The 26,321-nt window shown below is 37.8% G+C and carries 33 protein-coding genes and 1 riboswitch; of the genes, 8 read left to right on the top strand and 25 right to left on the bottom strand.

Annotation, left to right across the window (positions count from 1 at the left end; all coding sequences use genetic code 11):
* Positions 1 to 57: 57 nt before the first annotated feature.
* From AC3WTA_RS21760 to AC3WTA_RS21750, 3 genes are all read right to left on the bottom strand, one after another.
* Positions 58 to 822 (bottom strand): TIGR01457 family HAD-type hydrolase, encoded by a 765-nt coding sequence (locus AC3WTA_RS21760; protein WP_002096233.1) that lies wholly within the window; start codon positions 820 to 822, stop codon positions 58 to 60.
* Positions 823 to 929: 107 nt separating this feature from the next.
* Positions 930 to 1,562 (bottom strand): helix-turn-helix transcriptional regulator, encoded by a 633-nt coding sequence (locus AC3WTA_RS21755; RefSeq protein WP_000503339.1) that lies wholly within the window; start codon positions 1,560 to 1,562, stop codon positions 930 to 932.
* Between the two features lie 79 nt (positions 1,563 to 1,641).
* A complete protein-coding gene (locus AC3WTA_RS21750) occupies positions 1,642 to 2,082 on the bottom strand; it encodes a DUF86 domain-containing protein (RefSeq protein ID WP_000274004.1) in 441 nt (146 codons plus the stop codon).
* A 147-nt stretch (positions 2,083 to 2,229) separates the two neighbouring features.
* Here AC3WTA_RS21750 and glpX point away from each other — a divergent pair, with 147 nt between their 5' ends.
* The 3 genes from glpX to AC3WTA_RS21735 all read left to right on the top strand — a co-directional run bounded on the left by glpX (position 2,230) and on the right by AC3WTA_RS21735 (position 4,353).
* Positions 2,230 to 3,201 (top strand): class II fructose-bisphosphatase, encoded by a 972-nt coding sequence (gene glpX, locus AC3WTA_RS21745; protein WP_000439090.1) that lies wholly within the window; start codon positions 2,230 to 2,232, stop codon positions 3,199 to 3,201.
* 16 nt (positions 3,202 to 3,217) lie between these two features.
* The gene (locus AC3WTA_RS21740; protein ID WP_000392614.1) at positions 3,218 to 3,484 is read left to right on the top strand and encodes a DUF3055 domain-containing protein; all 267 of its coding nucleotides are present in this window, start codon (positions 3,218 to 3,220) and stop codon (positions 3,482 to 3,484) included.
* A gap of 371 nt (positions 3,485 to 3,855) precedes the next feature.
* On the top strand, positions 3,856 to 4,353 hold the full coding sequence (locus tag AC3WTA_RS21735) for a hypothetical protein (RefSeq protein WP_001174563.1): 498 nt from the start codon (positions 3,856 to 3,858) through the stop codon (positions 4,351 to 4,353).
* 45 nt (positions 4,354 to 4,398) lie between these two features.
* Here the strand turns inward: AC3WTA_RS21735 and AC3WTA_RS21730 are convergent, their stop codons facing one another.
* Positions 4,399 to 4,725, bottom strand: coding sequence for a YutD family protein (locus AC3WTA_RS21730; RefSeq protein ID WP_492333022.1), 327 nt, complete (start codon positions 4,723 to 4,725; stop codon positions 4,399 to 4,401).
* A 118-nt stretch (positions 4,726 to 4,843) separates the two neighbouring features.
* On the opposite strand from AC3WTA_RS21730, the gene AC3WTA_RS21725 reads away from it, so the two are divergent.
* The gene (locus AC3WTA_RS21725; RefSeq protein ID WP_000744034.1) at positions 4,844 to 5,416 is read left to right on the top strand and encodes a YhcN/YlaJ family sporulation lipoprotein; all 573 of its coding nucleotides are present in this window, start codon (positions 4,844 to 4,846) and stop codon (positions 5,414 to 5,416) included.
* Between the two features lie 37 nt (positions 5,417 to 5,453).
* Here AC3WTA_RS21725 and AC3WTA_RS21720 read toward each other — a convergent pair whose 3' ends face one another.
* Positions 5,454 to 6,185: a MerR family transcriptional regulator gene (locus tag AC3WTA_RS21720; protein ID WP_078183306.1), complete on the bottom strand. Its 732-nt coding sequence runs from the start codon at positions 6,183 to 6,185 to the stop codon at positions 5,454 to 5,456.
* 99 nt (positions 6,186 to 6,284) lie between these two features.
* Here AC3WTA_RS21720 and AC3WTA_RS21715 point away from each other — a divergent pair, with 99 nt between their 5' ends.
* Positions 6,285 to 7,100, top strand: a complete 816-nt coding sequence (locus AC3WTA_RS21715; protein ID WP_117616472.1) for a YhfC family intramembrane metalloprotease — start codon at positions 6,285 to 6,287, stop codon at positions 7,098 to 7,100.
* Positions 7,101 to 7,122: 22 nt separating this feature from the next.
* Here the strand turns inward: AC3WTA_RS21715 and AC3WTA_RS21710 are convergent, their stop codons facing one another.
* Entirely contained in the window at positions 7,123 to 7,566 is a 444-nt protein-coding gene (locus AC3WTA_RS21710) for a hypothetical protein (protein ID WP_000738173.1), read from the bottom strand.
* Between the two features lie 135 nt (positions 7,567 to 7,701).
* On the opposite strand from AC3WTA_RS21710, the gene AC3WTA_RS21705 reads away from it, so the two are divergent.
* Both AC3WTA_RS21705 and AC3WTA_RS21700 read left to right on the top strand, forming a co-directional pair.
* Positions 7,702 to 8,256, top strand: coding sequence for a histidine phosphatase family protein (locus tag AC3WTA_RS21705; protein WP_000734023.1), 555 nt, complete (start codon positions 7,702 to 7,704; stop codon positions 8,254 to 8,256).
* A gap of 74 nt (positions 8,257 to 8,330) precedes the next feature.
* A complete protein-coding gene (locus AC3WTA_RS21700) occupies positions 8,331 to 8,810 on the top strand; it encodes a YbaK/EbsC family protein (RefSeq protein WP_000272726.1) in 480 nt (159 codons plus the stop codon).
* Between the two features lie 20 nt (positions 8,811 to 8,830).
* Here the strand turns inward: AC3WTA_RS21700 and lipA are convergent, their stop codons facing one another.
* Positions 8,831 to 9,727: a lipoyl synthase gene (gene lipA / locus AC3WTA_RS21695; protein WP_000166376.1), complete on the bottom strand. Its 897-nt coding sequence runs from the start codon at positions 9,725 to 9,727 to the stop codon at positions 8,831 to 8,833.
* A gap of 189 nt (positions 9,728 to 9,916) precedes the next feature.
* On the opposite strand from lipA, the gene AC3WTA_RS21690 reads away from it, so the two are divergent.
* On the top strand, positions 9,917 to 10,900 hold the full coding sequence (locus AC3WTA_RS21690) for a M23 family metallopeptidase (RefSeq protein ID WP_000944679.1): 984 nt from the start codon (positions 9,917 to 9,919) through the stop codon (positions 10,898 to 10,900).
* Positions 10,901 to 10,936: 36 nt separating this feature from the next.
* Here AC3WTA_RS21690 and yunB read toward each other — a convergent pair whose 3' ends face one another.
* From yunB to AC3WTA_RS21600, 18 genes are all read right to left on the bottom strand, one after another.
* Positions 10,937 to 11,668, bottom strand: coding sequence for a sporulation protein YunB (gene yunB, locus AC3WTA_RS21685; protein WP_098632274.1), 732 nt, complete (start codon positions 11,666 to 11,668; stop codon positions 10,937 to 10,939).
* A gap of 54 nt (positions 11,669 to 11,722) precedes the next feature.
* Positions 11,723 to 12,025 (bottom strand): YunC family protein, encoded by a 303-nt coding sequence (locus AC3WTA_RS21680; protein WP_000248463.1) that lies wholly within the window; start codon positions 12,023 to 12,025, stop codon positions 11,723 to 11,725.
* Between the two features lie 65 nt (positions 12,026 to 12,090).
* Positions 12,091 to 13,482 (bottom strand): bifunctional metallophosphatase/5'-nucleotidase, encoded by a 1,392-nt coding sequence (locus AC3WTA_RS21675; protein WP_098098448.1) that lies wholly within the window; start codon positions 13,480 to 13,482, stop codon positions 12,091 to 12,093.
* A gap of 591 nt (positions 13,483 to 14,073) precedes the next feature.
* Entirely contained in the window at positions 14,074 to 15,471 is a 1,398-nt protein-coding gene (gene sufB, locus AC3WTA_RS21670) for a Fe-S cluster assembly protein SufB (protein ID WP_001118829.1), read from the bottom strand.
* Between the two features lie 48 nt (positions 15,472 to 15,519).
* Positions 15,520 to 15,951, bottom strand: a complete 432-nt coding sequence (gene sufU, locus AC3WTA_RS21665; protein ID WP_000009523.1) for a Fe-S cluster assembly sulfur transfer protein SufU — start codon at positions 15,949 to 15,951, stop codon at positions 15,520 to 15,522.
* Positions 15,941 to 17,161 carry a cysteine desulfurase SufS gene (gene sufS, locus AC3WTA_RS21660; RefSeq protein ID WP_492333021.1) on the bottom strand — a complete coding sequence of 407 codons (1,221 nt, stop codon included), beginning with the start codon at positions 17,159 to 17,161 and terminating at the stop codon, positions 15,941 to 15,943. The genes sufU and sufS overlap by 11 nt, the downstream gene beginning before the upstream one ends.
* Positions 17,161 to 18,453, bottom strand: coding sequence for a Fe-S cluster assembly protein SufD (sufD, locus tag AC3WTA_RS21655; RefSeq protein WP_000152176.1), 1,293 nt, complete (start codon positions 18,451 to 18,453; stop codon positions 17,161 to 17,163). The genes sufS and sufD overlap by 1 nt, the downstream gene beginning before the upstream one ends.
* Before the next feature lie 15 nt (positions 18,454 to 18,468).
* The gene (gene sufC, locus AC3WTA_RS21650; RefSeq protein WP_000929163.1) at positions 18,469 to 19,254 is read right to left on the bottom strand and encodes a Fe-S cluster assembly ATPase SufC; all 786 of its coding nucleotides are present in this window, start codon (positions 19,252 to 19,254) and stop codon (positions 18,469 to 18,471) included.
* Positions 19,255 to 19,492: 238 nt separating this feature from the next.
* Positions 19,493 to 20,299 (bottom strand): methionine ABC transporter substrate-binding lipoprotein MetQ, encoded by an 807-nt coding sequence (gene metQ / locus AC3WTA_RS21645; RefSeq protein ID WP_000722406.1) that lies wholly within the window; start codon positions 20,297 to 20,299, stop codon positions 19,493 to 19,495.
* A 72-nt stretch (positions 20,300 to 20,371) separates the two neighbouring features.
* Positions 20,372 to 21,184 carry a methionine ABC transporter substrate-binding lipoprotein MetQ gene (gene metQ / locus AC3WTA_RS21640; RefSeq protein ID WP_000735078.1) on the bottom strand — a complete coding sequence of 271 codons (813 nt, stop codon included), beginning with the start codon at positions 21,182 to 21,184 and terminating at the stop codon, positions 20,372 to 20,374.
* Positions 21,185 to 21,207: 23 nt separating this feature from the next.
* Entirely contained in the window at positions 21,208 to 21,873 is a 666-nt protein-coding gene (locus tag AC3WTA_RS21635) for a methionine ABC transporter permease (RefSeq protein ID WP_000359328.1), read from the bottom strand.
* A complete protein-coding gene (locus tag AC3WTA_RS21630) occupies positions 21,866 to 22,891 on the bottom strand; it encodes a methionine ABC transporter ATP-binding protein (RefSeq protein ID WP_000601756.1) in 1,026 nt (341 codons plus the stop codon). The genes AC3WTA_RS21635 and AC3WTA_RS21630 overlap by 8 nt, the downstream gene beginning before the upstream one ends.
* A 299-nt stretch (positions 22,892 to 23,190) precedes the next feature.
* Positions 23,191 to 23,298, bottom strand: a riboswitch (SAM riboswitch).
* Positions 23,299 to 23,423: 125 nt separating this feature from the next.
* Entirely contained in the window at positions 23,424 to 23,768 is a 345-nt protein-coding gene (locus tag AC3WTA_RS21625) for a hypothetical protein (protein WP_000781215.1), read from the bottom strand.
* Positions 23,769 to 23,922: 154 nt separating this feature from the next.
* Entirely contained in the window at positions 23,923 to 24,231 is a 309-nt protein-coding gene (locus tag AC3WTA_RS21620; RefSeq protein WP_002008881.1) for a thioredoxin family protein, read from the bottom strand.
* Positions 24,232 to 24,234: 3 nt separating this feature from the next.
* A complete protein-coding gene (locus AC3WTA_RS21615) occupies positions 24,235 to 24,579 on the bottom strand; it encodes a toprim domain-containing protein (protein WP_000640866.1) in 345 nt (114 codons plus the stop codon).
* A gap of 81 nt (positions 24,580 to 24,660) precedes the next feature.
* Positions 24,661 to 25,017 carry a hypothetical protein gene (locus tag AC3WTA_RS21610; RefSeq protein WP_492333020.1) on the bottom strand — a complete coding sequence of 119 codons (357 nt, stop codon included), beginning with the start codon at positions 25,015 to 25,017 and terminating at the stop codon, positions 24,661 to 24,663.
* A gap of 308 nt (positions 25,018 to 25,325) precedes the next feature.
* Positions 25,326 to 25,709: a glycine cleavage system protein GcvH gene (gene gcvH, locus AC3WTA_RS21605; RefSeq protein WP_000026896.1), complete on the bottom strand. Its 384-nt coding sequence runs from the start codon at positions 25,707 to 25,709 to the stop codon at positions 25,326 to 25,328.
* A gap of 41 nt (positions 25,710 to 25,750) precedes the next feature.
* Complete coding sequence (locus tag AC3WTA_RS21600; protein ID WP_000218969.1) at positions 25,751 to 26,116, bottom strand: arsenate reductase family protein; 366 nt, start codon at positions 26,114 to 26,116, stop codon at positions 25,751 to 25,753.
* Positions 26,117 to 26,321 lie beyond the last annotated feature (205 nt).

The following is a 26,321-nucleotide window of genomic DNA, read 5'->3' as shown; positions in this document are numbered from 1 at the left end:
GCACATATGCAATTATGCATAAAAAACAGGTAACCTCTTCCGGTTACCTGTTTTTCATTACATCTTCTCAATCCACTCCGTCAAGTTATGCACAACTTGCGTTGGTTGTACTTCATATTCTGTTAACTTCTCCACAGTTGTGACTCCAGTGTGGACAAGAAGGGTATGCATGCCAGCATTTACTCCCGCTAAAATGTCTGTATCGTAGTTATCCCCAACCATTAATGCTTCATCTTTTCCTATACCAAGCACTTTTAACGCTTGTTCCATAATGATTGATTCTGGTTTTCCGATAAAGATTGGATCCACGCCTGTTGATACTGTTACAACTGATGTTAATGAACCGTTACCTGGTAATAATCCGCGCTCAGTCGGAATGGCGATATCTCCATTTGTAGAAATAAACGTCGCGCCGTTACGCACAGCAAGACATGCTTTTGCTAATTTTTCATATGTGATGTCACGATCTAAACCGACAACAACGAAATCAGGATTTTCATCCACAAGTTCAAATCCTTTTTCCACAAGTGCATCATGTAAGCCTTCTTCACCAATCATATATACAGTTGCGTCTTGTTTACGTTCATAAATGAAGTTCGCTGTCGCCATACTCGTTGTGAATACTTGCTCTGCTTCCGCTGGAATATCGAAACGAACAAGTTTTTCTGCCACTTGTTCTGGTTTACGCGTCGAATTATTCGTAACGAATAAATAAGGAATGCCGCGCTCTCCTAATGCTTTTACGAAGTCGCTCGCTTCTTCAATTTGTTCTTCTCCGCGATACATCGTACCGTCTAAGTCAATTAAGTAACCTTTATACATCATTATGTCTCTCCTTCTATGCTAACGTTCTCACCTATCATACCACTCTTATATTACCCGCTTTTTCCAAAGAAAAAAACGCTTTACCTTAAAGCGCCCCATAACGTTCATTTTTTCTCTTTTACTTGGTAAGAACAACTACAATCGCCCTCACACATGTTTGCTAACGTCTTTACATCTGCTCCTGCAAATAAACGATTATACATCTCTTTTTCATCTTCGCATACTTGCGGGAATCTCTCTGCAATTTCTTTTAACGGACAGTTTTGTTTTTCAATTACGAAAGAGTTCTCTCCATCTCTCTTTATTTGAACCATATAACCATTTTTCTCTTGCATAGCTGCTATCTCTTGCACTTTATATGCTAAATTCTTTTGATTACTCACTCGCTTTTGCAACTGTTCTTCCATTCGCTTCGTTCGCTCTTTTAAAACGTGACTAAGTATTTTTTCATCACCCATCCGAGCTAAATCTTCTAGCATATCAATAGCAAATTGCTTATACTCCTTCGGGAATGTATCTTCTCCCTTTTCGCTTAATCCATACAAATAAGTTGGTCTTCCGACATGTTGTCTTACCATCTTAGAATAAATGAAACCATCTTTCTCAAGATTACTTAAATGTCTTCGGATCGCCATTTCTGTAATCTCTAAAACGTCAGCTAGTTCCGCTACCGTGTGCTCTCCCTTTACTTTCAACAATTGTACAATTTCATCTTTCGTCGTACGTGCTTCCCCCATACTTTACCCTTCTCCCTTTTCTTTCTCACATACAATATAAGATCCCCAAAAAGGCACCTTGGGGATCTTATAAGCATAATTATTCTGGTACAAATGCAGATACAGGTCCTAATTCCTTCTCTAAATAACTGCGAATATTTGCTGGGTATTTCTCTACCACTGCAATATATTTTTGAATCGTCTTATATAATTCATCATGATTCATTTGAATATAATCTTGCGTAAGCATTTTTCGAAGAAGGATAATTTCTTTCATCCCTTGTCCTTCTTCTGCACTTATCACTCGCTCGTCCATCAAAATATCGATAATATCTTCATAACTTCCTGGATCGCGCATAATAAATCCATCAATCATCGCATTCCCTACATCTAATACACAATCAATAATTAGATGAGCTATACGTTCTAATGCGTAAAATTCAAACTCGGTTTCATATATCTTTTTCTCTTGAAATGTACTTGTTGCTCGTTCTAAACATACTAGCATTTGTTCTATTTTCTTTCTGTCTACAAAATACATGAATGTCACCTACCTGGAAATTAAAGCATTTACATTTTAATTGTAACGCTTTCTTCTGAAAAAATCGACAATTTTTCGAATTCACCTTTTCTCTGTTATTTGTTATAGTTATATTTGTATGATTTTTGAAATTGGAGGAATGGAATCTTGGAACGTGAACTCGCACTAGAAATTGTCCGTGTAACAGAAGCAGCAGCATTAGCATCCGCACAGTGGATGGGCCGCGGAAAGAAAAACGAAGCAGATGATGCAGCAACTACAGCAATGCGTGATATGTTTGATTCAGTAAACATGGCAGGTACAGTTGTAATCGGTGAAGGAGAACTTGATGAAGCACCGATGTTGTATATTGGTGAAGAACTAGGAACAGGTAACGGTCCAGAAGTAGACATCGCCGTTGACCCATTAGAAGGTACAAACATCGTTGCAAAAGGTCTTGCAAATGCAATGGCAGTTATCGCAATCGCAGATAAAGGAAACCTTCTTCATGCTCCTGATATGTACATGGAAAAAATCGCGGTTGGTCCAAAAGCAGCTGGTAAAATTAGCTTAGATGATCCAATTGAAAAAACAATTGAAATTGTAGCAGAAGCTAACAATAAAAAGATTCGTGATCTAACAGTTATCGTGCAAGAACGTGAACGTCATCAAGATATTATTGACCGTGTTCGTGCAAAAGGTGCACGCGTAAAATTATTTGGTGATGGTGATGTTGGTGCGTCAATCGCAACAGCACTACCTGGAACGGGTATTGATTTATTCGTAGGTATTGGCGGAGCTCCAGAAGGTGTTATTTCTGCAGCAGCATTAAAATGCCTTGAAGGTGAAATGCAAGCTCGCTTAGTTCCAATGAACGAAGAAGAAGAAGCTCGTTGTCGTGAAATGGGATTAGAAGATCCTCGTCAACTTCTTATGTTAGATGACTTAGTATCTGGGGATGATGCAATCTTCTCAGCAACTGGTGTATCTGCTGGTGAGTTATTAGACGGTGTGAAATTCCTTGGCGGAGATTTAGCTGAAACATATTCTATCGTTATGCGTTACAAAACAAGAACGGTACGATTCATTAAAACGCATCACCATTTAGATCATAAACCACACTTAAACTTAGATATTTAATAAAGGAGCCATGTGTATGGAAGAACGTTTCTTTCTGTACGACGATACAGTCGCTACAAGAACTCGTTTCGTTAGCTTTATGGGAGAAAATGAGCGTCATGATTTAGCGCTTTTATACTCCGATCGTCATTACGGTAAAACAATTGTCCTTGATATACAGCGCAATAGATTTGCAATCATCGGTCCTGACGATTTAAACGAACCAGGCTACTTAGAGCATGCATTTTCTATGACTGAAGAAATTGCAGAAGAACTACGCTCATTTTTATTTGAACTTATATAATTTATCGTAGACACCAGCTATTTTAGCTGGTGTTTTTTCACTGTAAGTATTTTGAATTTTCAAACCTTATGTTATAATTAAGAATAAATCTATTTGGATAGAAAGGACGTTATCTACGTATGCCGACATTTACTTTGTAATGGACCAGCAATTGGATAGCATTACTCTCAAAAAAGCACCGTGCTTTTTCAAGGGAGTAGTCTGCCCATTCCCATTACAAGGAACGTAACGCATCTGTAGTATGATGTTTACGGAGGTTCCTCTTTGGGGAACCTCCTTTTATTTTTGTCTATTTCTCATGTCTTCATACTACAAGACATCCAAATAGCTGTATTACGTTCCTTTACCACTACTATAAGAGGTGAAGGAAAATGCAGAAAGTACAACTTTCTTGGAGTTTATATGAAAATGAACAAGGTACAATTGAAAAGTATTGTAAAAATTGCAGACGCACTACCCTATTTACTGACACGAATATTCGTAGGCATAACGCCAACGGAAAAAATATATATCGTTTTGCCATTTATAAATGTCCGAAAGATCATACGTGGAACCAAAAACTTCGTATTTATAAATCATTTACTGATCATGTGGAAACAGTCGACATGAATACGCAAGATCAAACAGAAACAACTACTACCATTTCCATTACACATCATAAAGAAAGTGGCGTAGCTGAAATTACAATCGTATTAGATATCGTTTTCGGTTCCCACCGAATGGATAAAGCTTTATCCACATATATTTCCGACTGGAGCCGTACACTCATTGTGGATAAAATTAAAAATGGGGATATTCAATTGAACGGACAACAAATGAAACCAAATGCAATACTTTCTGAAGGCGATCATATCTCGATTTGTTTATAAGCGAAAATATGCAAAAAATCCTCTTACAATCGTAAGAGGATTTTTTTATTTCTTCACTTTTCGTAATACGAAGTGTGCACAACCGAAGTTACAGTACTCGTATAAATATTCCGTTAACGTACTAATTTTCGTATCATATGTCGAACGTTGATTACTATCATCAAAGAAACCGCGCAATCTAAGTTGCTCATAACCCCAGTCCCCAACGATATAATCATATTTATTTAAAATTTCTGCATAACGCTCTTTAAATGCTTCTTCACTAAAACCGTCACGAAAGTTTTTAATTACTTCGTACTGCACATTATTAATGCTCACCGTAGCATGCATCTCTTGCTCTTGCTCTTGCTCTTGCTCTTGCTTTTGCTCCATCATTAACTTCCTCTCTAAGCATTCTTCTTTTTATCGTATCACAAAGCATACCAACCAACAATTTCAAATACAAAAAATTGAAAATTAGTGCATGCTATGGAGAAGGAGGTGATACATCGTGAAAAAACAAATTATACTCTCTCTCCTCACTCTTTCCTTATTCGCAGGCTGTCAATCATCTAATAAAGCCGAAATGGAACGTGAAGAAGGAAGTCGTGTTCTTGTTTCCAATAAAAACGACATGTATCATACGGAAAATACAAGATTAACGAGAGTCGGTTATTCATCTAAACAAAAACATGAAGTATCTAACAAACAAGTAGGAGCCATTAACCGTGAGAAAGTCGCTGAAATGATTACAAGCATGACAGTCAAACTTCCTGACGTTACAAACGCTGCTACGCTCGTTACCGATGATGAAGTATTTGTTGTATACCGTGCAAACACAACGGATCCAAAACTCGTAGCAGATCAAGTATATAAAGCTGCTTTGTCCATCGTCCCTCGCTATTATAAAGCATATGTATCAACAGACCAAAAGTTGATTTCTCAAATTCAAGGGCTTCAATCTGGCGCATTAAATGATACAGAATATACACAGAGCCTCGACATGCTAAAGCGAGAAATGAGCAAAAATCCTCATTTAAACAATACGGGGGATCAAACTTTGAATGATATGATTAAAAAATAAAGAAGATGGAGAAAACCTCCACCTTCTTTATTTTTGGCTATTTCTTACGATCCGCATAAACCTCCATCGCATCACACATAAACTGTGCTAACCCTTCGCCAAACTTATCAATATTTTTCGTAAAGCGCTCATCAGCGACGTACATTTGACCGAGTCCTTTAAAAGCATCTAATGAATATTCTCCGAAGTTTTGCAAGTAATCGTACCATACTCCAATTGCTTCCTGTGCCTCTTTAGAATCTGGTGCGCCGTGTCTAAGCGCCGCTAAATTTCTGTAAATCGTATTAAACTCTTCTTGATTATCTTTTGACATACCCTTCGCATATTCATTCGCTTTATCTACAGCTGTATCTCCCCATCTTTCACGCGCTTCTTCTTCGTACGGATTATGGCTGAAATCGAAGCCTTCAAATTTCTCTTTATTCGTCATTTCAATCTCTCCTTTAGTATGCTGAATTGTTTTATCAATCGTCGCAATCACTTTATCTAACCTAGCACGCTTTTCAAGAAGCATTTTTTTATGAAGCTGTAGCGCTTCTTCTCGGTCAAATGATGGACTCATGATAATTTCTTTAATCTTCTTCAAAGGGAAGCCTAGTTCTTTAAAAAATAAAATTTGCTGCAATGTCTCTAAATTTTCATTGGAATACAGACGATATCCAGACTCTGTCGTCTCGTCTGGGATTAACAACCCAATTTCATCGTAATGATGCAGTGTGCGCACACTAATTCCAACTAAATTAGCTACTTCTTTTACCTTCATTGTCATGTGTATCTCCCCCTTAATACATACGATAAAGTATGACGCAACGTTAGAGTCAATAAGTACATTCATTTTTTGTTAAAAGTTTCATCTCCACTATATTTCATGCATAATAGATATGTACATATATTAGAAAGCGGTGAAAGTATGGTTTCAAGTACGGTAATTGCCAGTATCACAATTCAACTTGTGCTTTCGATTCTGGTACCTATTATTGCGTTTGTTTATTTTCGTAAAAAATATCATATTAATTGGAAAGTAGTCGGTGTTGGTGTTCTTATTTTTATTGGGTTTACTCAAATACTCGAGACACCGTTCCACCTATTTATGCGTGGTAATCCAGCAATCGCTCCATTTTTAGAAAATCCGTTTGTCTTTGCAATTTATGGCGGACTAACTGCTGGTATTTTTGAAGAATTAGGACGCTTCGTTGCCTTCTTCTTCCTACTAAAAAAATATCTAGAATATAAAGATGGCTTCGCTTATGGAATTGGTCATGGCGGGATTGAATCCATTTTAGTTGGTGGATTCTCTGCATTGCAAACACTTATATTCGCTAATGCTATTAACAATGGTAGCTTCGCTCAAATGGCAGAAAAACTACCACAATTAAATCTTGTAAAGGATATGTTAATAGAACAACCTGCTTATTTATACTTCCTTGGCAGCTTGGAAAGAATTATGGCTCTTGTATTACAAATTGCCTTTACAATGCTTGTCTTATACGCTGTAAAACAGAAGAAATATATCTTCCTTGTTTACGCTATATTATTCCACGCATTTGTAGACTTTTTCGCGGCACTTTACCAAACAAAAACAATTAACATCTTCGTTGCAGAAGGAATTACCCTTCTCTTCACAATTGGTGCTGTCATTCTTATTCGTAAAATGAAAGAAAAATTAATGAGTGTACCGGCGTAAAAATAACCCACCAGTTGGTGGGTTATTTTTTATATGGATTATCATAATGACGATAGCTTTTTCCCGCTTGCAACTCCCTCTTTGTTTCTGCATCTATAACAATGTACTTACGAAATTCGTCTACTTCATTTTGAGAAAAGGAAGCGAAAAAATAAACTTGGCGATCAGGGTGAACAAAAAAATCTTGAAGTACCACGCTACTACGACAACCCACGGCTGCTCTTTTTCTGAAAGAAAATTCTTCATCCGACACTTCTTTAAATAAAATCTTTTTTCGAACACTATATGCTGAATTGTTGTATTCTTTATAGATTTTCTTATCTAACTGTTCGTAAAACACATCCTCACTCACAAACGATTTATTTCGATTGCTTGGATAATTTAATTTTTGATTGGATTCTGCATATGTTGTGGACAAGTGTATAAAAAAACAAAGACCGAATATAATACATATCATTTTTTTCATCATTACACCTCAAATGTTCATTTATCCACATTACTTTTCCACATATTTAGATCAATATGCCGTTTCCAATAAAAAGGAATTTTTTCCACATTTGTCGAAGTATATAAGCGTCAACTTGAAAGATGGGGATGAATTATGAAGAAATTAATTGTAATACGACATTGTTCAGCAACTGGACAAGAACGTGATGCCGAATTAACGATTGCAGGAAAAAATCAAGCAAACACTCTTGCTACATTCCTCTTAGAAAACCAACCACAAATAGATCGTATTATTTCAAGCCCATTTGTGCGAGCTATCGATTCTATTCGGCCCTATGCGCTTCAAGCTAACTTGTCTATCCAAGAAGACGAACGATTAGCTGAACGCATATTAAGCGACGTTCCAATGGATGATTGGTTGCAAAAACTAGAATCTACTTTTACAAATATAGATATTGCCTTTTCAGGCGGAGAGTCAACAAAACAAGCGACGGATCGAGCTATATCACTTATCCAAGACGTTTTAAAGTTAAACCATACTACAACACTACTTGTTACACACGGCAACTTACTCACGCTCATTTTAAAGCACTTTGATCATACGATCGGCTTTATTGAATGGAGAGCTTTAACGAATCCTGATATTTACGAAATTACACTCGATAAACAATGTATCCTAAAACGATTATGGGAAGCACCGTCCAAGTAATATCTCTTTCCAACACATTCAGTTGACGCCACGAGAAGAAACTGTACTAACAATAGAAAGGGGTATCACTCCATATGTACGAAGATGTACTTGCTTTACTACATAAAACAAATGCTTCTTACGAAAAGTTTGAACACGAACCAGTACTCGATTATGAAACAGATCGTATCGTACGTGAAAGGCTTGGCTTACACGGCACTCCAAGTAAAAGCTTATTTTTAAAATCAAAGTCTGGAGATTATTACGTATTTTTTACGTTAGAGGGCACAAGGCTCAACCGAGGAGAGATGAAAGAAATAACAGGAGAAAGCTTATCTCTCTGTTCTCCTGATGAGCTAAGAGAAGAAACAGGCTGTACTCCAGGATGTGTAGCTCCTTTCGGTTATTCACAACATGTAACGATTATTGTGGATAGCGCTATTTACGCTTACGATAAAATTTTAATTACACCTGGTGTACCTGAATTTACAATTGAATTATCCACAGAGGAATTAAAGAAAATCTTATTAACATGCCCAAATACTGTTTTAGAATATAAACAAAAAGAGAGCTAATGATTAGCTCTCTTTTTTCATTATTTTGCTTCTGCTACTTTTTCTTTTGCAGAACGTACTTGCTCGTCCGCATGGTAAGAAGAACGCACAAGTGGACCAGCTTCACAGTGACTAAATCCTTTGCTAAGCGCAATTTCTTTAAGCTCTGCAAATTCTGCTGGTGGATAATATTTAAGAACTGGTAAATGCTTCTTAGATGGTTGTAGGTATTGTCCAAGAGTTAAAATATCCACATTGTTTGCACGTAAGTCATCCATTGCTTCAATTAAATCTTCTCTCGTTTCACCTAAGCCCACCATAATGCTCGATTTAGTTGGAATATCAGGCTGCATTTCTTTTGCTCGACGTAAAAACTCTAATGAACGGTCATATTTTGCTCTAGCGCGAACTCGGTTAGATAATCGACGTACTGTTTCAATGTTATGGTTTAAAATATCTGGTTTTGCATCCATTAACATTTTTAAGTTTTCTTCTACTCCACCCATATCAGATGGTAATACTTCGATTGACGTAAATGGATTTTTGCGACGAACAGCGCGTACTGTTTCAGCAAAAACAGCTGCTCCCCCGTCTTTTAAATCATCACGTGCAACCGCTGTTATAACAACGTGCTTTAAGCCCATTTGTACTACAGAATCTGCTACGCGTTCTGGCTCTTGTAAATCAAGCTCAGTTGGTAAGCCTGTTTTAACCGCACAAAAACGACAAGCACGTGTACAAACCGCACCTAAGATCATAAATGTTGCTGTTTTCCTTACAGCCCAGCATTCATGAATATTCGGACATTTCGCTTCTTCACAAACTGTATGAAGATTCTTAGAACGCATCATTTTCTTTAAGCCTGTATAGTTTTCATTCGTGTTTAACTTAATTTTCAACCATTCGGGCTTGCGCTTATATTCTGTTTGTTTTGTCATGGTTATCAACTCCGCACAATATGAAATAGTTTACCGTGTTCGCTTCTTTCAATGTAACATATCTATTCTAACGTATGAAAGCGATTTGCTCAAATGAAGATTCTAAGATTTTTTCCAATCGTTCCCTATAATGAAATACTCCGTATATCCCACACTAAAAAGAGTGATGTTGTGAAAGGAGTCTATTTCATGCTTCGAAAAATTTCTCTTTTGCTTTCGATTTGCTTTCTTCTCCACCAAAACATCGCTTACGGTGAAGATAATCAGCAAAGCATATACGAAAAGCGCATGGCACTATATAAAGAAACCGAGCAATCTTCAGGCATTCCGTGGTATTACTTAGCTGCAATGGATCAATATGAAAGAAATATACGGAGCGTAAGAAAAGATATTCCGAAAAAACCAGATGCCATCATTTCCCTTTATTTCAAACCAGAAATATGGGCTGGACCCGTTAATATTAACGACACTCTTCCCCATACAATTTCTCTATTTGGCGGGATGGGTTTAGATGGTGACAAAGATGGATTTGCAAATGCAAATAACGACCGTGATCTTTTGCATACAGCAGCAACGATTTTAAAGAAACAAGGACCGTCCGAAGACCGTATTCACATTATGCTTTGGGAATATTATAGACGTGCGAAAACAGTTGAATTAATTACCGAATACGCCCGTATTTATAAACATTATGGACGTATTAATTTAGAAGGAAATGCTTTCCCTCTTCCGATTCGTAGTGATCATAGCTACCGTAGTACTTTCGGTGCTGGAAGAAGTTTTGGGGGAAGGAGAGTTCATGAAGGAACCGATATTTTTGCAGGCTACGGCGTACCAGTAAGATCCACTTGCTATGGCATTATTGAAACAAAAGGCTGGAACCGTCTTGGCGGATGGCGCATCGGCATTCGTGACCTTCATAATAACTACCATTATTACGCTCATTTAGGCGGATTCTCAAAGGAAATACAGCTTGGACAAATTGTTGAGCCCGGAAAAGTAATCGGATTTGTTGGTAGCACCGGTTACGGCCCTCCCGGCACAGCTGGAAAATTCCCGCCCCACCTACATTTCGGCATGTATAAAGACAATGGTTATACAGAATGGGCTTTCGATCCATACATGCATTTAAGTCTTTGGGAGCGAAAAGAACGCGCGAATACAAAGCGATAACCGTAGCAATATGCTACGGTTATTTTTTTAATTCGGCTAACTATCCGTTTTCTTTTTATCAGGTACAACAACACTCCCGCTTCCATAATAAGTAGGCACTTCCCCTTGAACAATGCGCGTTGCAATCGGAACGTCTTGCTTCACTGTTATTTCTTTCGTATGAAATGGAATAATCACTTGCAACGTTACTTCCATCTCCATAACAATTTGAATCGCTGTCGTATTGATCCCGTGCGGTTCAATTTTTTGTTTAATATCCGTATTCACATGACCAATCGTCGTGAAATCGATTGGAATATCGGGACCTATATTTCCAAGAAGCGCATTATCCGTTACACGACCAAAAGGAACTGCCATCGTTGCTCCATTTTTTTCAGAAATACCTAGCCCCTTCAAATCACCTTGTTCTACTTGCTGTAAATATTTTTCTATGTATGTGGTCGTTGATGTTACGATTTCATTTACTTGCTGCGTATTTAAATTAATTGTGGATACTTTCCCGTTTTTATCATTTTGTACTTTCATTAATGAATCCACATCGAATCCTTCATTAATTCTATCTTTTACCGCCTTCGTCATAATCGCTGTCGCCATTTTATGCGTCTCTACTTCCCCATATTTAAGTAACGTCGGCTGAATGCTACTATTCACAATCCATAATCCTTGCACGAGTAATATGACAAAAAGAATAAACGACATAAGCAGTATGTACCGAAAGGAAATAGGCCCCCTTCGAAACCGCGAATTTTTCGAACGAAATATACTCATAAAAAAACCTCCTTCTTATATCATTTCTATGCAAGAAGGAGGGACGATATATGCTTATCTCATTTTTAATAATGCTTCTTTTCCGATTGTGCCTGCCGTAATACCTAATGCTTCGGCTTCAATCGTTACTGATTCTAGCGGTGCTTCAAGAAGTTGTTCAATCGTTCTTACACCAACCGCACGGCCAGCAATAATACCTCGATCACCTAACTTCTCATTTAAAAGACCTACATCTAATGCACCGCACATAATATATCCTTTATCGCTCATTACAGCTAGCAAATTTGTCTTTGGAAGTTTGACGCTAACCGCAATAAACGTATAATTATCGATTATAATTGGCTCCACATTAACCATAGTTCACACTCCTCTCTTTCTTATCTGTATGACAAGAGAAAAATGAGTGTTACAAGTTAACTAGCCTATAGTTTGACAGAAGATGTATGAGTTATCAACACGTCTGTTAACACATCTCTGAGTAGTTCCGGCATATAATATTGTTTGTCAGAAAGTGTGGATAGCTCTGGGTATAAGTATCCAAATGTAAACATATCAATCGTTCCTACCGTATATATACGATCTAATTCCAGCGATTCCCCGTTAATCAATACATCTTCCAGTAAAATTTTATTCCCAGGAATCGTATCTGGAATAACTTCTACACCAGCGTAAATCATTTTCCCCATCACTTTTCCGCGAAATCCAAATCCTTTTACCTCAAGGTTCTCCATATTCGGACGGCGCGCTTTCAAAATAACTTCTCTTAACGTTTTTCCTGGCACTTTTAATAAACATGGATTAATTGGATGTGGACAAATTCTGTGAATATCTCCGCGCGTCACAACACCTTCTTCTAATCCTTCAAGAAGCACACCAGCGTTCACCATACCAATTTCTGCACCGCACCACGTTTTCAGCGCATTTGCTAACATGTGAGAAAATGATGTCTCATGAAACCAATCGACCGGTAATGATTCCTTTAAATGAACGACAGGCTCTGCCATAATATGTTTACTTTCTTCCTGCAGCATTTCAATTGTGGATAACGGTTTGCTATAAGCACCTAAACGTTCTGTCTTAATCGCTCTACCGTCCTTTTTCAATAACTTCTTCTTCTCTTTATCCACAGTGAGCTGAACGTGCCCAACGTAACGTCCCCACTTTTCACAACAACAAAGTAAAGTATTATTCATAAGAACGCCACGCTCAAATAAATGGTGCGTATGTGCACCTAAAATAACATCTATATCATAATGCTCTGCCATATACTCATCCATGCTTTTTCCAAGATGAGAAAGGACAACGGTAATATGAGCCTCATCTCGCACTTCTTCTAAAATAGACTCTAAATGGATAAGCGGATCTTCAATATGCCAATCGAGCATATGATAAAACTCTGGGTACGCTACTGTTAGTCCGATAAAGGCAATCGTAATTCCATCTGTCGTTGTATGTAATTTATAAGGCTTTGCCCACTCCGGACGTACACCTTCTTTTTCAAATAAATTCGCAACGAGCACCTCAAATCCAGCATCATCATATAGACGATTCAAATGCTCCTTCGCTAACGTAATTCCTTCATTATTTCCGATTGTTACATAATCATATAACGCCTCATTCAAAAGCTTCGTATTGCCAAGTCCATTCGTCGCTTCCGAAATACTATGAAAACGATCCACATGATCGCCGATATCAACCGTCAAAACGGTCTCTCCCGCTTCCTGTCTTCGCTTTTTCTCCCCTTGTACAAACCGAGAAATTTGCGGCCAATTTTCAAAATGACTATGTATATCGTTTGTATGATAAAGGTGGATGATTGTTTCTTTATTTATATTCAGAGAAAAAACCTCCTCTCAGTTCCTTACTGCCATTTACGCTACACGTACGCAATAATCCTGTAAATACTTTTCGTCTTTTCTTGCTATTTTACATTGTACTCGCATTATAAGAAAAAGCAAAAGATTGTCCTTTTTAATATGAAAACTTTTTCTAGTGTGTGGAAGGATTTTGGGTTGGGGTTTTGTTGGGGTTCGGGGGATTTGTCAAAAAGTTTAACAGAGGGTTCGGTAGGTGGGTTTATCAGTATCTTTTCCTTACTTCCAGTCGTTCTCTTTTCATATAAAATGTTGCGGGGTATATGAAGAATTTCTTTTGTCTTACTTTGTCAATAAGTCGATATCCCTTGTGGAAACGTCGATATATTTCGAGTTATGGTCGATTTATTTGAATAATCGCTGATATATTTAGCTGAACACCGCCTGGGTATTCCAGGCACACAACATAAGAAAGCGCCCTGCTGTGCAGGGCGCTTTCTTCATACATATATTATCCAGTTCCAGCGGCTAGAATGTTCGGTGGCTTCACTTCTTCCTCACATTCTGAACGAGCCGCTTCCACTTTATCTATTAACCGATAGAACCTTCCATCTCAAACTTGATTAGGCGGTTCATTTCAACTGCGTACTCCATTGGAAGTTCGCGAGTGAATGGCTCGATGAAGCCCATTACGATCATTTCTGTAGCTTCTTGCTCAGAAATACCGCGGCTCATTAGGTAGAATAATTGTTCTTCTGATACTTTCGATACTTTCGCTTCGTGCTCAAGTGAAACGTAATCGTTTTTGATTTCGTTATAAGGAATTGTATCAGATGTAGATTGGTTATCCATGATTAACGTGTCACACTCGATGTTAGAGCGAGAGTTTTTCGCTTTTGGTCCGAATTGTACGATACCACGGTAAGTTACTTTACCACCATGCTTCGCAATCGATTTAGAAACGATTGTTGAAGATGTGTTTGGTGCTAAGTGAATCATTTTCGCACCAGCATCTTGGTGTTGGCCTTTACCAGCAATCGCGATAGATAATGTTAAACCACGAGCGCCTTCGCCTTTTAAGATAACTGCTGGGTATTTCATCGTTAATTTAGATCCGATATTACCGTCAATCCATTCCATCGTTGCGTTTTCTTCACAAACCGCACGTTTTGTAACTAGGTTGTATACGTTGTTCGCCCAGTTTTGGATTGTTGTATAACGGCAATATGCATCTTTCTTAATGATGATTTCTACTACCGCACTGTGAAGTGAGTTAGTCGTGTAAACAGGTGCTGTACAACCTTCTACGTAGTGTACGTGTGCGCCTTCGTCTACGATGATAAGCGTACGCTCGAATTGTCCCATATTTTCAGAGTTAATACGGAAATACGCTTGAAGTGGTGTATCCACTTTAATACCTTTTGGAACGTAGATGAATGATCCACCAGACCAAACTGCAGAGTTTAATGCAGAGAATTTGTTGTCTGTTGGTGGGATTACTTTTCCGAAATGCTCACGGAAAATATCTTCGTTCTCTTTTAATGCGCTATCTGTATCTTTGAAGACGATTCCTAGAGCTTCTAGGTCTTCTTTCATGTTGTGGTATACAACTTCAGATTCGTACTGTGCAGATACACCAGCTAAATATTTTTGCTCCGCTTCAGGAATACCTAATTTATCAAATGTCGCTTTAATTTCCTCAGGTACTTCATCCCAAGACTTCTCAGATTTCTCAGATGGTTTTACGTAGTACGTAATTTCATCGAAATCTAAGTCGTTTAAGTCGCCGCCCCATTGTGGCATTGGCATTTCATAGAACTTATCCAGTGATTTTAAACGGAAGTCTAACATCCACTGTGGTTCTTCTTTCATACGTGAAATCTCTTCAACGATTTCTTTTGTTAAACCGCGTCCAGCACGGAAAATCGAAACGTCTTTGTCCTTGAAACCATATTTATAATCGCCGATATCTGGCAGTTGCTTCGCCATGTTGGTGTGTCCCTCCTTAGATAACCTCGTTTTTAGGAACCTTTAACATTACTTATCTTCGTTTAAGCCCTTTTCTAACGCTTTCCACGCTAATGTTGCACATTTAATACGTGCAGGGAACTTGCATACGCCTTGTAATGCTTCAATATCTCCTAAATCAATGCTGTCATCGTACTCTTTTCCTAGCATCATGTCAGAGAAAATTTTAGAAAGCTGAAGTGCCTCTTCAATTTTCTTACCTTTTACTGCTTGTGTCATCATCGAAGCTGAAGACATTGAGATAGAACACCCTTCTCCTTCAAACTTCGCCTCTTGCACAATACCTTCTTCTACTTTCATCGTAAGTTGAATACGATCGCCGCAAGTTGGATTGTTCAAGTTAACAGTAACACTATCTTCTAACACGCCATGGTTACGAGGATTCTTATAATGATCCATAATAACTTGACGGTATAACGTATCTAAATTATTAAATGACATTTGTGAAATACTCCTTTGTCTTGATTAGCGATTCAACAAATGTATCAATTTCTTCTTTTGTATTATATAAATAGAAGCTCGCACGTGCTGTAGAAGAAGCTTTCAGCCAATTCATAAGCGGTTGTGCACAGTGATGTCCTGCGCGAACCGCAATGCCTTCTACATCTAATACAGTTGCTACATCATGAGGATGTACGTCTTCAATATTAAATGTAACAAGACCAGCGCGATGCTTTGGACCATAAATTGTAACGCCATCTACTTCTGATAGTCTTTCTAAAGCATATTGCGCTAATTCATGTTCATGCTTTTCAATATTATGAAGACCGATTTCTTCTAGGAAATCAATTGCCGCACCAAGTCCGATTGCATTACCGATAATCGGTGTACCTGCTTCAAACTTCCACGGAAGCTCTTTCCAAGTAGATTCTTGTAAATCTACGAAATCAATCATTTCACCGCCAAATTCAATTGGCTCCATATTGTTCAGCAATTCTTTTTTACCATATAATACGCCGATACCTGTAGGTCCGCACATCTTATGAGCAGATAATGCGTAGAAATCACAGTTTAAATCTTGTACATCCACTTTCATATGAGGTGCACTTTGTGCTCCATCAACGATCATGATTGCACCGTTTTCGTGTGCGATTGCTCCGATTTCTTTTACAGGGTTAATCGTTCCAAGTACGTTTGATACTTGCATAATAGAAACGATTTTTGTATTCGGTGTAACTGTTTGACGAACATCTTCTAAAGAAATTGTACCGTCTGGTTGAAGCGGAAGGTATTTTAAAGTTGCACCAGTTTTCTTCGCAACTTGCTGCCACGGAATGATGTTACTATGGTGCTCCATGTAAGAAATAACGATTTCATCGCCTTCTTTTACATTTTCAAGACCATAGCTAGCCGCTACTGTATTTAATGCAGTTGTCGTTCCGCGCGTGAAAATAATCTCTTCCATTGATTTCGCGTTAATAAACTTGCGAACTTTCTCGCGTGCACCTTCATACGCGTCGGTAGCTTTCGTACCGAGCGTATGAACACCGCGATGCACGTTAGAATTATATTCTTTATAGTAACGTTCTAACGTTTCAATGACTTGAATTGGTTTTTGAGAAGTTGCTGCACTATCGAAATATACAAGTTGTTTGCCGTTCACTTTTTGATCAAGAATTGGAAACTGTTTGCGTATTTCATGAATATTCATTAGCGAACTTTCCTTTCAATTACCTCAACAAGCTGTGCTTTTACTCCTTCAATTGGAAGCTCATTTACTACAGGTGCTAAGAATCCATGGATGACTAAACGTTCTGCTTCGCGTTTTGGAATACCACGGCTCATCAAGTAGTATAATTGGTACGGATCTACGCGGCCTACTGAAGCTGCGTGACCTGCCATTACATCATCTTCGTCGATTAAAAGAATTGGGTTTGCATCACCGCGAGCTTTTTCATCTAACATAAGAACGCGAGAAGATTGTTGTGCATTTGATTTAGATGCACCGTGTTCAATCTTACCAATTCCGTTAAAGATAGATGTTGCACTATCTTTTTGTACACCGTGTTTTAAAATCCAACCTTCAGAGTGTTTACCGAAGTGAACAACTTTAGTTGTAAAGTTTTGTGTTTGGTTACCACGACCAATTGTTACTGTTTTTGTATCAGCATATGATCCGTCGCCCATTAAATTCGTAACGTTCTCTGAAATTGTGTTTCCGTCATTCATAAGGCCTAGAGCCCAATCAATGCGGCCGTCGCGTCCAACAATTCCGCGGCGGTTAACGTAAGTTGTTACGTCTTTTGCTAATAGATCAACCGCACCAAATTTAACTTGTGCGCCTTGTTCCACGATTACTTCTGCTACGATATTTGCAATACCTTTAGCATTTTCATTTGCAACGTAGTTTTCTACATAAGTTGCAGTACTGTTCGCATCAGCTACGAATAATACGTGGTTATATACGTTAGCTTCTTCGCCGTCTACTAAGAATACAGCTTGAAGTGGAGTTTCAAGAACAACGTTTTTCGGAACATATACAAATGCACCGCCGTTGATTAATGCAGCATGAAGTGCAGTTAAACGATGCTCGTCTACCTTCACGCCGTCTTTCATTAAATACTTTTGTAATAGTTCAGCATGCTCTGTTGCAGCTGTTACGATGTCTGTAAAAATAACACCTTTTTCTTTTGCTTCGTCTGCTAAAGAAACGAATGCAGTTGTACCAGTACGTTGTACTAATACGCTGTTATTTTCATCGATTAAGTTTTTCACTGCTTCTGGAAGCTCTGTTAAAGAACTTACAGGCTCTTGCTTAGCAGCGTCGCCTTTTCCGATAAAGTCCCATTTTTCAATTTTCGTTTTATCAGGCGTTGGCATTGGAAGTTCAGTTGCTTGTGCAAGAGCTTGTAAGCGGAACTCAGTCAACCAAGCAGCTTCGTTTACTTCGCTTGCGCGTTGACGGATTGTTTCTTGATCGAAAGGTAATGTACCGATTGTCATGTTTATGCTCCTCTCTTACGCTTCTTGCTCTGTTGTTTCGTCTTCAATACCTAATTCTTTTTTAATCCAGTCATAACCTTCAGCTTCTAGACGTTGTGCAAGCTCAGGGCCACCAGATTTAACGATACGACCGTTCATCATAACGTGAACGAAGTCTGGAGTGATGTAGTTTAATAAACGTTGGTAATGCGTAATCATTAGGCAACCGAACTCTTCGCCGCGCATTTGGTTAATACCTTTAGATACAACTTTTAATGCATCGATATCAAGACCTGAGTCGATTTCATCTAAGATTGCAATTTTTGGCTCAATCATCATTAATTGAAGGATTTCGTTACGTTTTTTCTCTCCACCAGAGAAACCTTCGTTTAAGTAACGTTGTGCCATTTCTGGATCCATTTCTAGGAATTCCATGTTTTTATCTAATGTACGGATAAATTTCATAAGAGAAATTTCATCGCCCTCTTCACGACGTGCATTAATTGCAGAACGTAAGAAGTCGGCGTTTGTTACTCCGCTAATTTCACTTGGATATTGCATTGCTAGGAATAGACCTGCTTGTGCGCGCTCGTCTACTTCCATTTCTAATACATCTTCACCGTCGATGATGATGCTACCTTCTGTTACTTCATACTTTGGGTGACCCATAATCGCAGAAGATAAAGTTGATTTACCTGTTCCGTTAGGTCCCATAATTGCGTGGATTTCTCCACCTTTTACTTCAAGGTTTACACCTTTTAAAATTTCTTTGCCATCAATTGATACGTGTAAGTCTTTAACCGTTAATGTAGAACCAGCCATCTCAATACCTCCATTAATCCTATATATACATTTTAAAAATTCCTAAAACGTTCATATTCTCATTTTATTCTCATTCTAATCTTATATCAAATAAAATGATATCGCAAACGACGAAAAAAAGTAACAATTTTTTCACAAATGTATATAAGTATTTCCCTTGCATCCTTATATAATACACCTTTCTTCTTATTTATATAAAGAAAAAAGGACTGGAAATTTCCCAGTCTTTTCCTTGTGTTTATTCACTTACCGGAAGTACAGCACCTTTATATTCTTTATTAATAAAGTCTTGAATTTCTTTTGAATGCAATACTTCTACTAATTCCTTAATTTCTTTTTTCTTCTCGTCACCTTTACGAACTGCAATAATATTTGCATACGGAGAGTCTGATCCTTCAATCGCAATTGCATCCTTTGTTGGATTTAATTTCGCATCAATTGCATAGTTTGAATTAATGAATAAAGCATCACCTTCATTATTTTCATACAGCTTTGGTGACAATCCAGGCTCTACATCTGTTTTAAACTTTAAGTTTTTCGGATTTTCTACAACATCTTTTACTGTCGCTTTAACAACATCTACACCGTCTTTTAATTTAATAACGCCGCCTTTTTGTAACAATGCGAGCATACGGCCACGCTCCGCTACGTTATTACTCATGATAACTGTTCCGCCATCTGGCAATTCTTTTAAACTTTTATATTTCTTAGAATAAATGCCCATTGGCTCTAAATGGATTTTTCCTGCGTTTACAATTTTATATCCCTTTTCTTGAATTTCTTTATCTAAGTAAGGAATGTGTTGGAAGTAGTTCGCATCAATTTCCTTATCCGCTAACGCTTTATTCGGCAAAACATAATCCTGGAACTTTTTAATCTCTAATTTAATGCCCTTTTTCTCTAGTATCGGCTGTGCCTTTTCTAAAATAACAGCGTGCGGCACGTTAGAGGCTCCCACAACAAGCTTATTCTCTTCTTTCCCTCCGCAAGCAGCTAATGTAAATACAGACAGTGCTGTAACAACTGATAGTAGAATCTTTTTCATATGATGTCCCCTTCTCCCCTATAGTTATGTAGTTATAAAAAAGGGCCGGCATACACCAGCCCTTTTCAGCAATTATTCTTTTACAGGAACAACTGCTCCTTTATATTCTTTAGTAATAAAGTCTTCAATTTCTTTAGAATGCAATACTTCTACAAGCTCTTTAATCGCTTTTTTATCTTTATCACCTTTACGAACCACTAATACGTTTGCGTATGGAGAATCATCGCCTTCAATTGCAATTGCATCTTTTTCTGGGTTTAATTTCGCATCAATTGCATAGTTCGAGTTAATTAAAACAGCGTCGCCTTCTTTATTGTTATACACTTGTGGTAATAAACCAGGCTCAATATCCGTTTTAAACTTTAAGTTTTTCGGATTATCTGCAATATCTTTTGGAGTTGCACTAACTGGATCTACTCCGTCTTTAATTTTTAAAATGCCTTCTTTTTGTAAAATTGCTAAACCACGTCCATGGTCAGTAACGGAATTACTCATAATAATTGTCGCCCCGTCCGGAAGTTCTTTTAAGCTCTTATATTTTTGAGAGTATACACCAATTGGCTCTAAATGAATTTTCCCTGCTATTTCAAAATCATATTTTTTATCTTTAATTTCTTTTTCTAAATATGGAATGTGCTGGAAGTAGTTTGCATCTAAATCCTTATCCGCTAACGATTTATTTGGTAATACGTAGTCTTGGAATTTTTTAATTTCTAATTCAATTCCTTTTTTCTCTAATAAAGGTTTAGCCTTTTCTAAAATTTCAGCGTGCGGTACGTTAGAAGCCCCCACAACTAGTTTTTTTTCATCTTTATCTTTCCCGCCACAAGCAGCTAACCCAAAAATTGAAGTTGAAATAAGTGCTGTAAGTAATAATTTTTTCATTTAAAACATCCTCCCGTTTTTTATTATCGTTTATCTATTCGAGTCGTTAAACTATCACCAATCCACTGAATGAAAAATACAACTAGTAATACACAAATTGTCGCAACGATTGTTACATCGTTATTTCCTCGCTGGAATCCTTCTAAATAAGCAAGTGTTCCAAGGCCACCAGCACCAACAACTCCCGCCATCGCTGTATAGCCTACTAAAGCAATTGTCGTAACAGTAATACCAGATACTAATGCTGGTAACGATTCTGGAATTAACACTTTCAAAATAATTGTGCTTGTTTTTGCTCCCATTGCTTTCGAAGCTTCAATTACACCTTTATCAATTTCACGAAGCGCAATTTCAACCATTCTCGCGTAAAATGGTGCCGCTCCAATAATTAAAGCTGGAAGTGCTGCACTCGCTCCAAGAATTGTTCCAAGCAGAATCTTTGTGAATGGGATTAATAAAATGATTAAAATGATGAACGGTATCGAGCGGAAAATGTTTACGAACGCTCCAATCCCCGTGTTAACCGCTTTGTTTTCCCATAAATTATCTTTCGCTGTCATAAAGAGTAACAATCCTAAAATTAGTCCTAATACAAATGTGGCAAGAGCTGCGATTGCCGTCATATATAACGTTTCACCAGTTGCTTCTAACATTTGATTCCAATCAACATTTGCGATTAACTTATCCATGTGCAATCACCTCCAGCTCTACTTGATCTTGATGTATTCCCTCTATTGCTTGTTGAATCGCTGTTTCCTCACCATTTAAATGAACAACTAAACTACCGTAAGAGCCGTTATTCGTTTGTGCTATATTTCCTTGCAAAATGCTAACTTCTATATCACTGCGTTGCATTAATCTTTGAAGTACTGGTCTTTCTACAGCTTCACCGATAAACTGCAAACGAACTACTTTACCATCTGGATACTTTTCAATTAAACTTTCAATCGTTTCATTTGTATCTTCAGAATCCGTTAACTGCTGTACGAAGCGTTTTGTAATGTCTTTCTGCGGATTGCGGAATACATCAAGTACTGGACCCGTTTCTACAATTTTTCCTTTCTCCATTACCGCCACTCGATTACAAATCTTTCGAATCACATGCATCTCGTGTGTAATGAGTACAATTGTTAAACCGAGACGCTTATTAATATCTAATAATAAATCTAAAATTTGATCTGTCGTTTCTGGATCAAGAGCTGACGTTGCTTCATCACATAAAAGCACTTGTGGGTTGTTAGCTAATGCTCTTGCAATCCCAACACGTTGCTTTTGTCCTCCGCTTAACTGAGATGGATACGCGTCCCCTCTTCCTTCTAATCCAACAAGATGAATTAACTCGTCGACGCGTTTTCTTCTCTTCGCCTTATCGACACCTGCAATTTCAAGTGGGAACTCGATATTTTCGCGTACAGTTCGTGACCAAAGTAAATTGAAGTGCTGAAAAATCATTCCAATTTCTTGCCTTGCCTTACGAAGTTCACTCCCTGTAATTGCTGAAATCACACGATTTGCAATTGTAATTTGGCCAGAAGTTGGTTTCTCTAACTGATTGAATAATCTGATTAAAGAACTTTTCCCAGCGCCACTATATCCGATAACACCAAATATTTCACCTTTGTCTATTTTTAAATTGGCATTATCTACAGCAGTGACATCACCGCTTTTTGCTTTATATATTTTCTTTACATTTTCTAACAAGATCATGATGTTCACCCCTTTTTTTGTTTAAAAAGCGTAAGCGGCTCGTTTAGAACAAGAGGACGCCCGAATCCCTGACGTAGAGGCACTTTTTGCCTCATAGGAAGGGATGAAACGACCGACTGTTCTAGCCGCTGAAGCTAGATTTTTGGTCGACTCCGCAATTTTTTATGTTTAATGCGTGTAGTCCACCGTTATCACTACTTTTATTATTTGAATGTCCTCCACATTCAAACAATAAAAAAACCTTTCCGCTTTAGAGAAGCAGAAAGGTTTATATGCGTATATAACAACATTATCCCTCTCTCTCATCTCTCAAAGCATTTGCTTTGCAGGAATTGGCACCATTTCAACATAAGTTGACGGTTGCCGGGCTTCACAGGGCACAGTCCCTCCACCTCTCTTGATAAGAGAAATCAGATTACATTTTCGTCTGATTTGTAATTTATGAAATTGTCTATATTTTATGAATTGAATTGTATCAATATCCATACGCCATGTCAACAGAAATTTTCGTAAAAAAAGAAACTTCAGACTTTTAAGCACCCACTGACATCGGTTTACATATATGAAACATCGATTCGACTAATAGCATCGTTCGATACGTTCCTGAATATTGTACACGTCCATCGTTCATTAACATTTGCAACCTTACATTGCCGTTCACCAATTGTTTTACATCTTCCTCATCTAAACAAACGATTTGCTCTGTTCCTCGTTCCTCATGTAGCAGCTCTATATAATCTCTTGAAATTTGTAGCGAACAACTTTCATCTCCAAAGCGGAAATTAACAGTTTTTTCTCCTTGTCTTAAAAGCGGCTCTAAATGATATTGACCATTAGCGTAATTTACAAATGATTGCAGCAAAGAATATAATTTCACCCTAAATCACATCCTTCATATCACTTTCTATTACACATACCATTCCCTCTCACTAAAGAGCAATCCTGTTACTTTCGCTCGACAAATACTGTAACCCCCCTGCATCTCGACATATTTCCCGAGAAATATGTCGAGGCGGCAAAAACTTTGCCGCCTACTTTAATTCCGTATATAAATATTCAACCGAATGAAATGCATATATCTTCTTCATGAGTGTCCCATTTTCAAAAACAAGTAAACACGGTACACTTTCGATTCCATACTCTTTCGCTAAATGCGGAGCATAATTTAAATCTAACATTCCAATTTTCAAGTCTTCAATTGTCATCTCAACGACTGTTAACATCTTTTTTGCTAATTGGCATGTTCCACACATTGGAGTATATACATATAACACTGTTTTTTCTTCGTTCTCTATTAGGGCTGTAGCTTCGGCTCCTGTCCAATCAATCACTTCTATCATTCCTTACCGTAAATATTCTGTATAAACGTCAATGTCAGCTCCCCATAATACATTTGCTAAGTGTGAAGATGGCGCAGTTGCCACTTCTCGGTACGAGCGATCAATATAAATATGCTCTGCTTGCGGAAATTCTTTTCGAAACTGTTTCCTTAACTTTTCTCCAGCATCATCAGCATCCACTAGTACATACACTTCCTTATCAAAAAACTGATCAATGAGCTCATCCATTTTCGACAAACCAATTGTACCATTTGTACAAACAATTTCCACCGGTTCACGAATAATAGATTCAATCTTTCTTCTATCTGATTTACCTTCTACAATAATGACTTTTTCCACATAAATCATATGTCATCACCCGATCACCATATACTATACAACCTTTAACTTAGTATATAGTATATTCGTTATTTTCATGTTGTTTCCTGTTTATTTTTGCAAAAGAAAAGCGGAAGCGGCTCGTTCAGAACAGGAGGGCATTGGAACTCCTGAACTAGAGGCGCTTTTTGCCTCAAGTGAAGGAGTGAAATGACTGACTGTTCTAGCCGCTGGAGCTGGATCACAAAGAAAAGCGCAAGCAGCTCGTTCAGATTGTGAGGGGGATGGAGCTTCTGACGTAAAGGCGCTTTTTGCCTTACAGGAAGAAGCGAAGCCACCGAACAATCTAGCCGCTGGAGCTGGATCATAAAGAAAAGCGCAAGCAGCTCGTTCAGATTGTGAGGGGGATGGAGCTTCTGACGTAAAGGCGCTTTTTGCCTTACAGGAAGAAGCGAAGCCACCGAACAATCTAGCCGCTGGAGCTGGATCATAAAGAAAAGCGGCACCGACTGTTTAGCCCTGTTGGCTAAGGTTCTTTCGTACAGAAGACGCTTTTTTGTCTTCTCGTGCGGAAGGTTCTTAGACATGAAGGGCTAGGAGGTGGAGCTGGACAAAGAAAAGCGCAAGCGGCTCGTTCAGATTACGAAGCCACATGAAACCTTACCGAAAAACATTCATTCCCATAATAGCTTATTCATTTGCACTCGATTTTAAATGTATTATGTAACACAAAATAAAAAAGGACAGCACAAAGGCTGTCCTTTAGTCGACTATAATTAGTCTTGGTTTGTCATTTCTGCATATTTTTCTGCAGTTAATAACTTCTCAACTTGGCTTGCATCAGAAAGTTCAACTTTAACCATCCATGCACCCTCGTATGGAGATTCGTTAACAAGTTCTGGTTGGTCACTTAATTCTTCGTTTACTGCTACAACTTTACCGCTTACAGGTGCGTATAACTCAGAAACTGTTTTAACAGATTCTACGCTTCCGAATGGCTCGTCAGCTTCGATTGTTGCACCTACTTCAGGAAGTTCAACGAATACGATATCGCCTAGCTCACCTTGTGCAAAGTGAGTAATACCGATAACAACTTCATTACCTTCAGTTTTTACCCATTCGTGTTCTTCAGAGTAACGTAAATTATTTGGAATGCTCATGACTGTACCTCCAGTGAATGTATTAATTATGTAAAAATACCTTATTGGTACTTTTTCCACACACTTTCAAACTGCTCTTCGTTAAAACCAAGTGTTACATTCGTTCCATTTGTTACGATTGGACGTTTAATCAACATGCCATCAGATGCTAAAAGTTCGTACATTTCGTCTTCACTTGCATCCTTTAACTTATCTTTCAGACCAAGTTCGCGGTAACGCATTCCACTTGTATTAAAGAATTTTTTTAATGGTAATTCACTTTTTTCATGTAAATTACGTAAATCTTCTTTTGATGGTGGATTTTCAACAATATGAATCATCTCATATGCTACATCGTTTGCCTCAAACCATTTCTTTGCTTTTTGACATGTGCCACACTTTGGATATGAATAAAATGTTACTGTCATAAATTCACCTACTTTTTTACTAACCTTTACCTTTATCATATAGAAAACGTTTTATTATTTCAAACGATTATTCGCTAAACTTTTACTTATTTCGTGATAATTTTTAATAATCCTGCAAATTTTTCTTATTTTTCCGCCATTTGTTAAGAAAAATAAATATATAATTTTTTTAGATTCTTCTCTTATCACTCGCCGAACATATATC

The sequence above is a fragment of the Bacillus sp. EB106-07-01-XG149 genome, assembly GCF_058791555.1.
The sequence above is the reverse complement of the archived record's forward strand: the minus strand, read 5'-3'. Positions and strand labels throughout refer to the sequence as shown.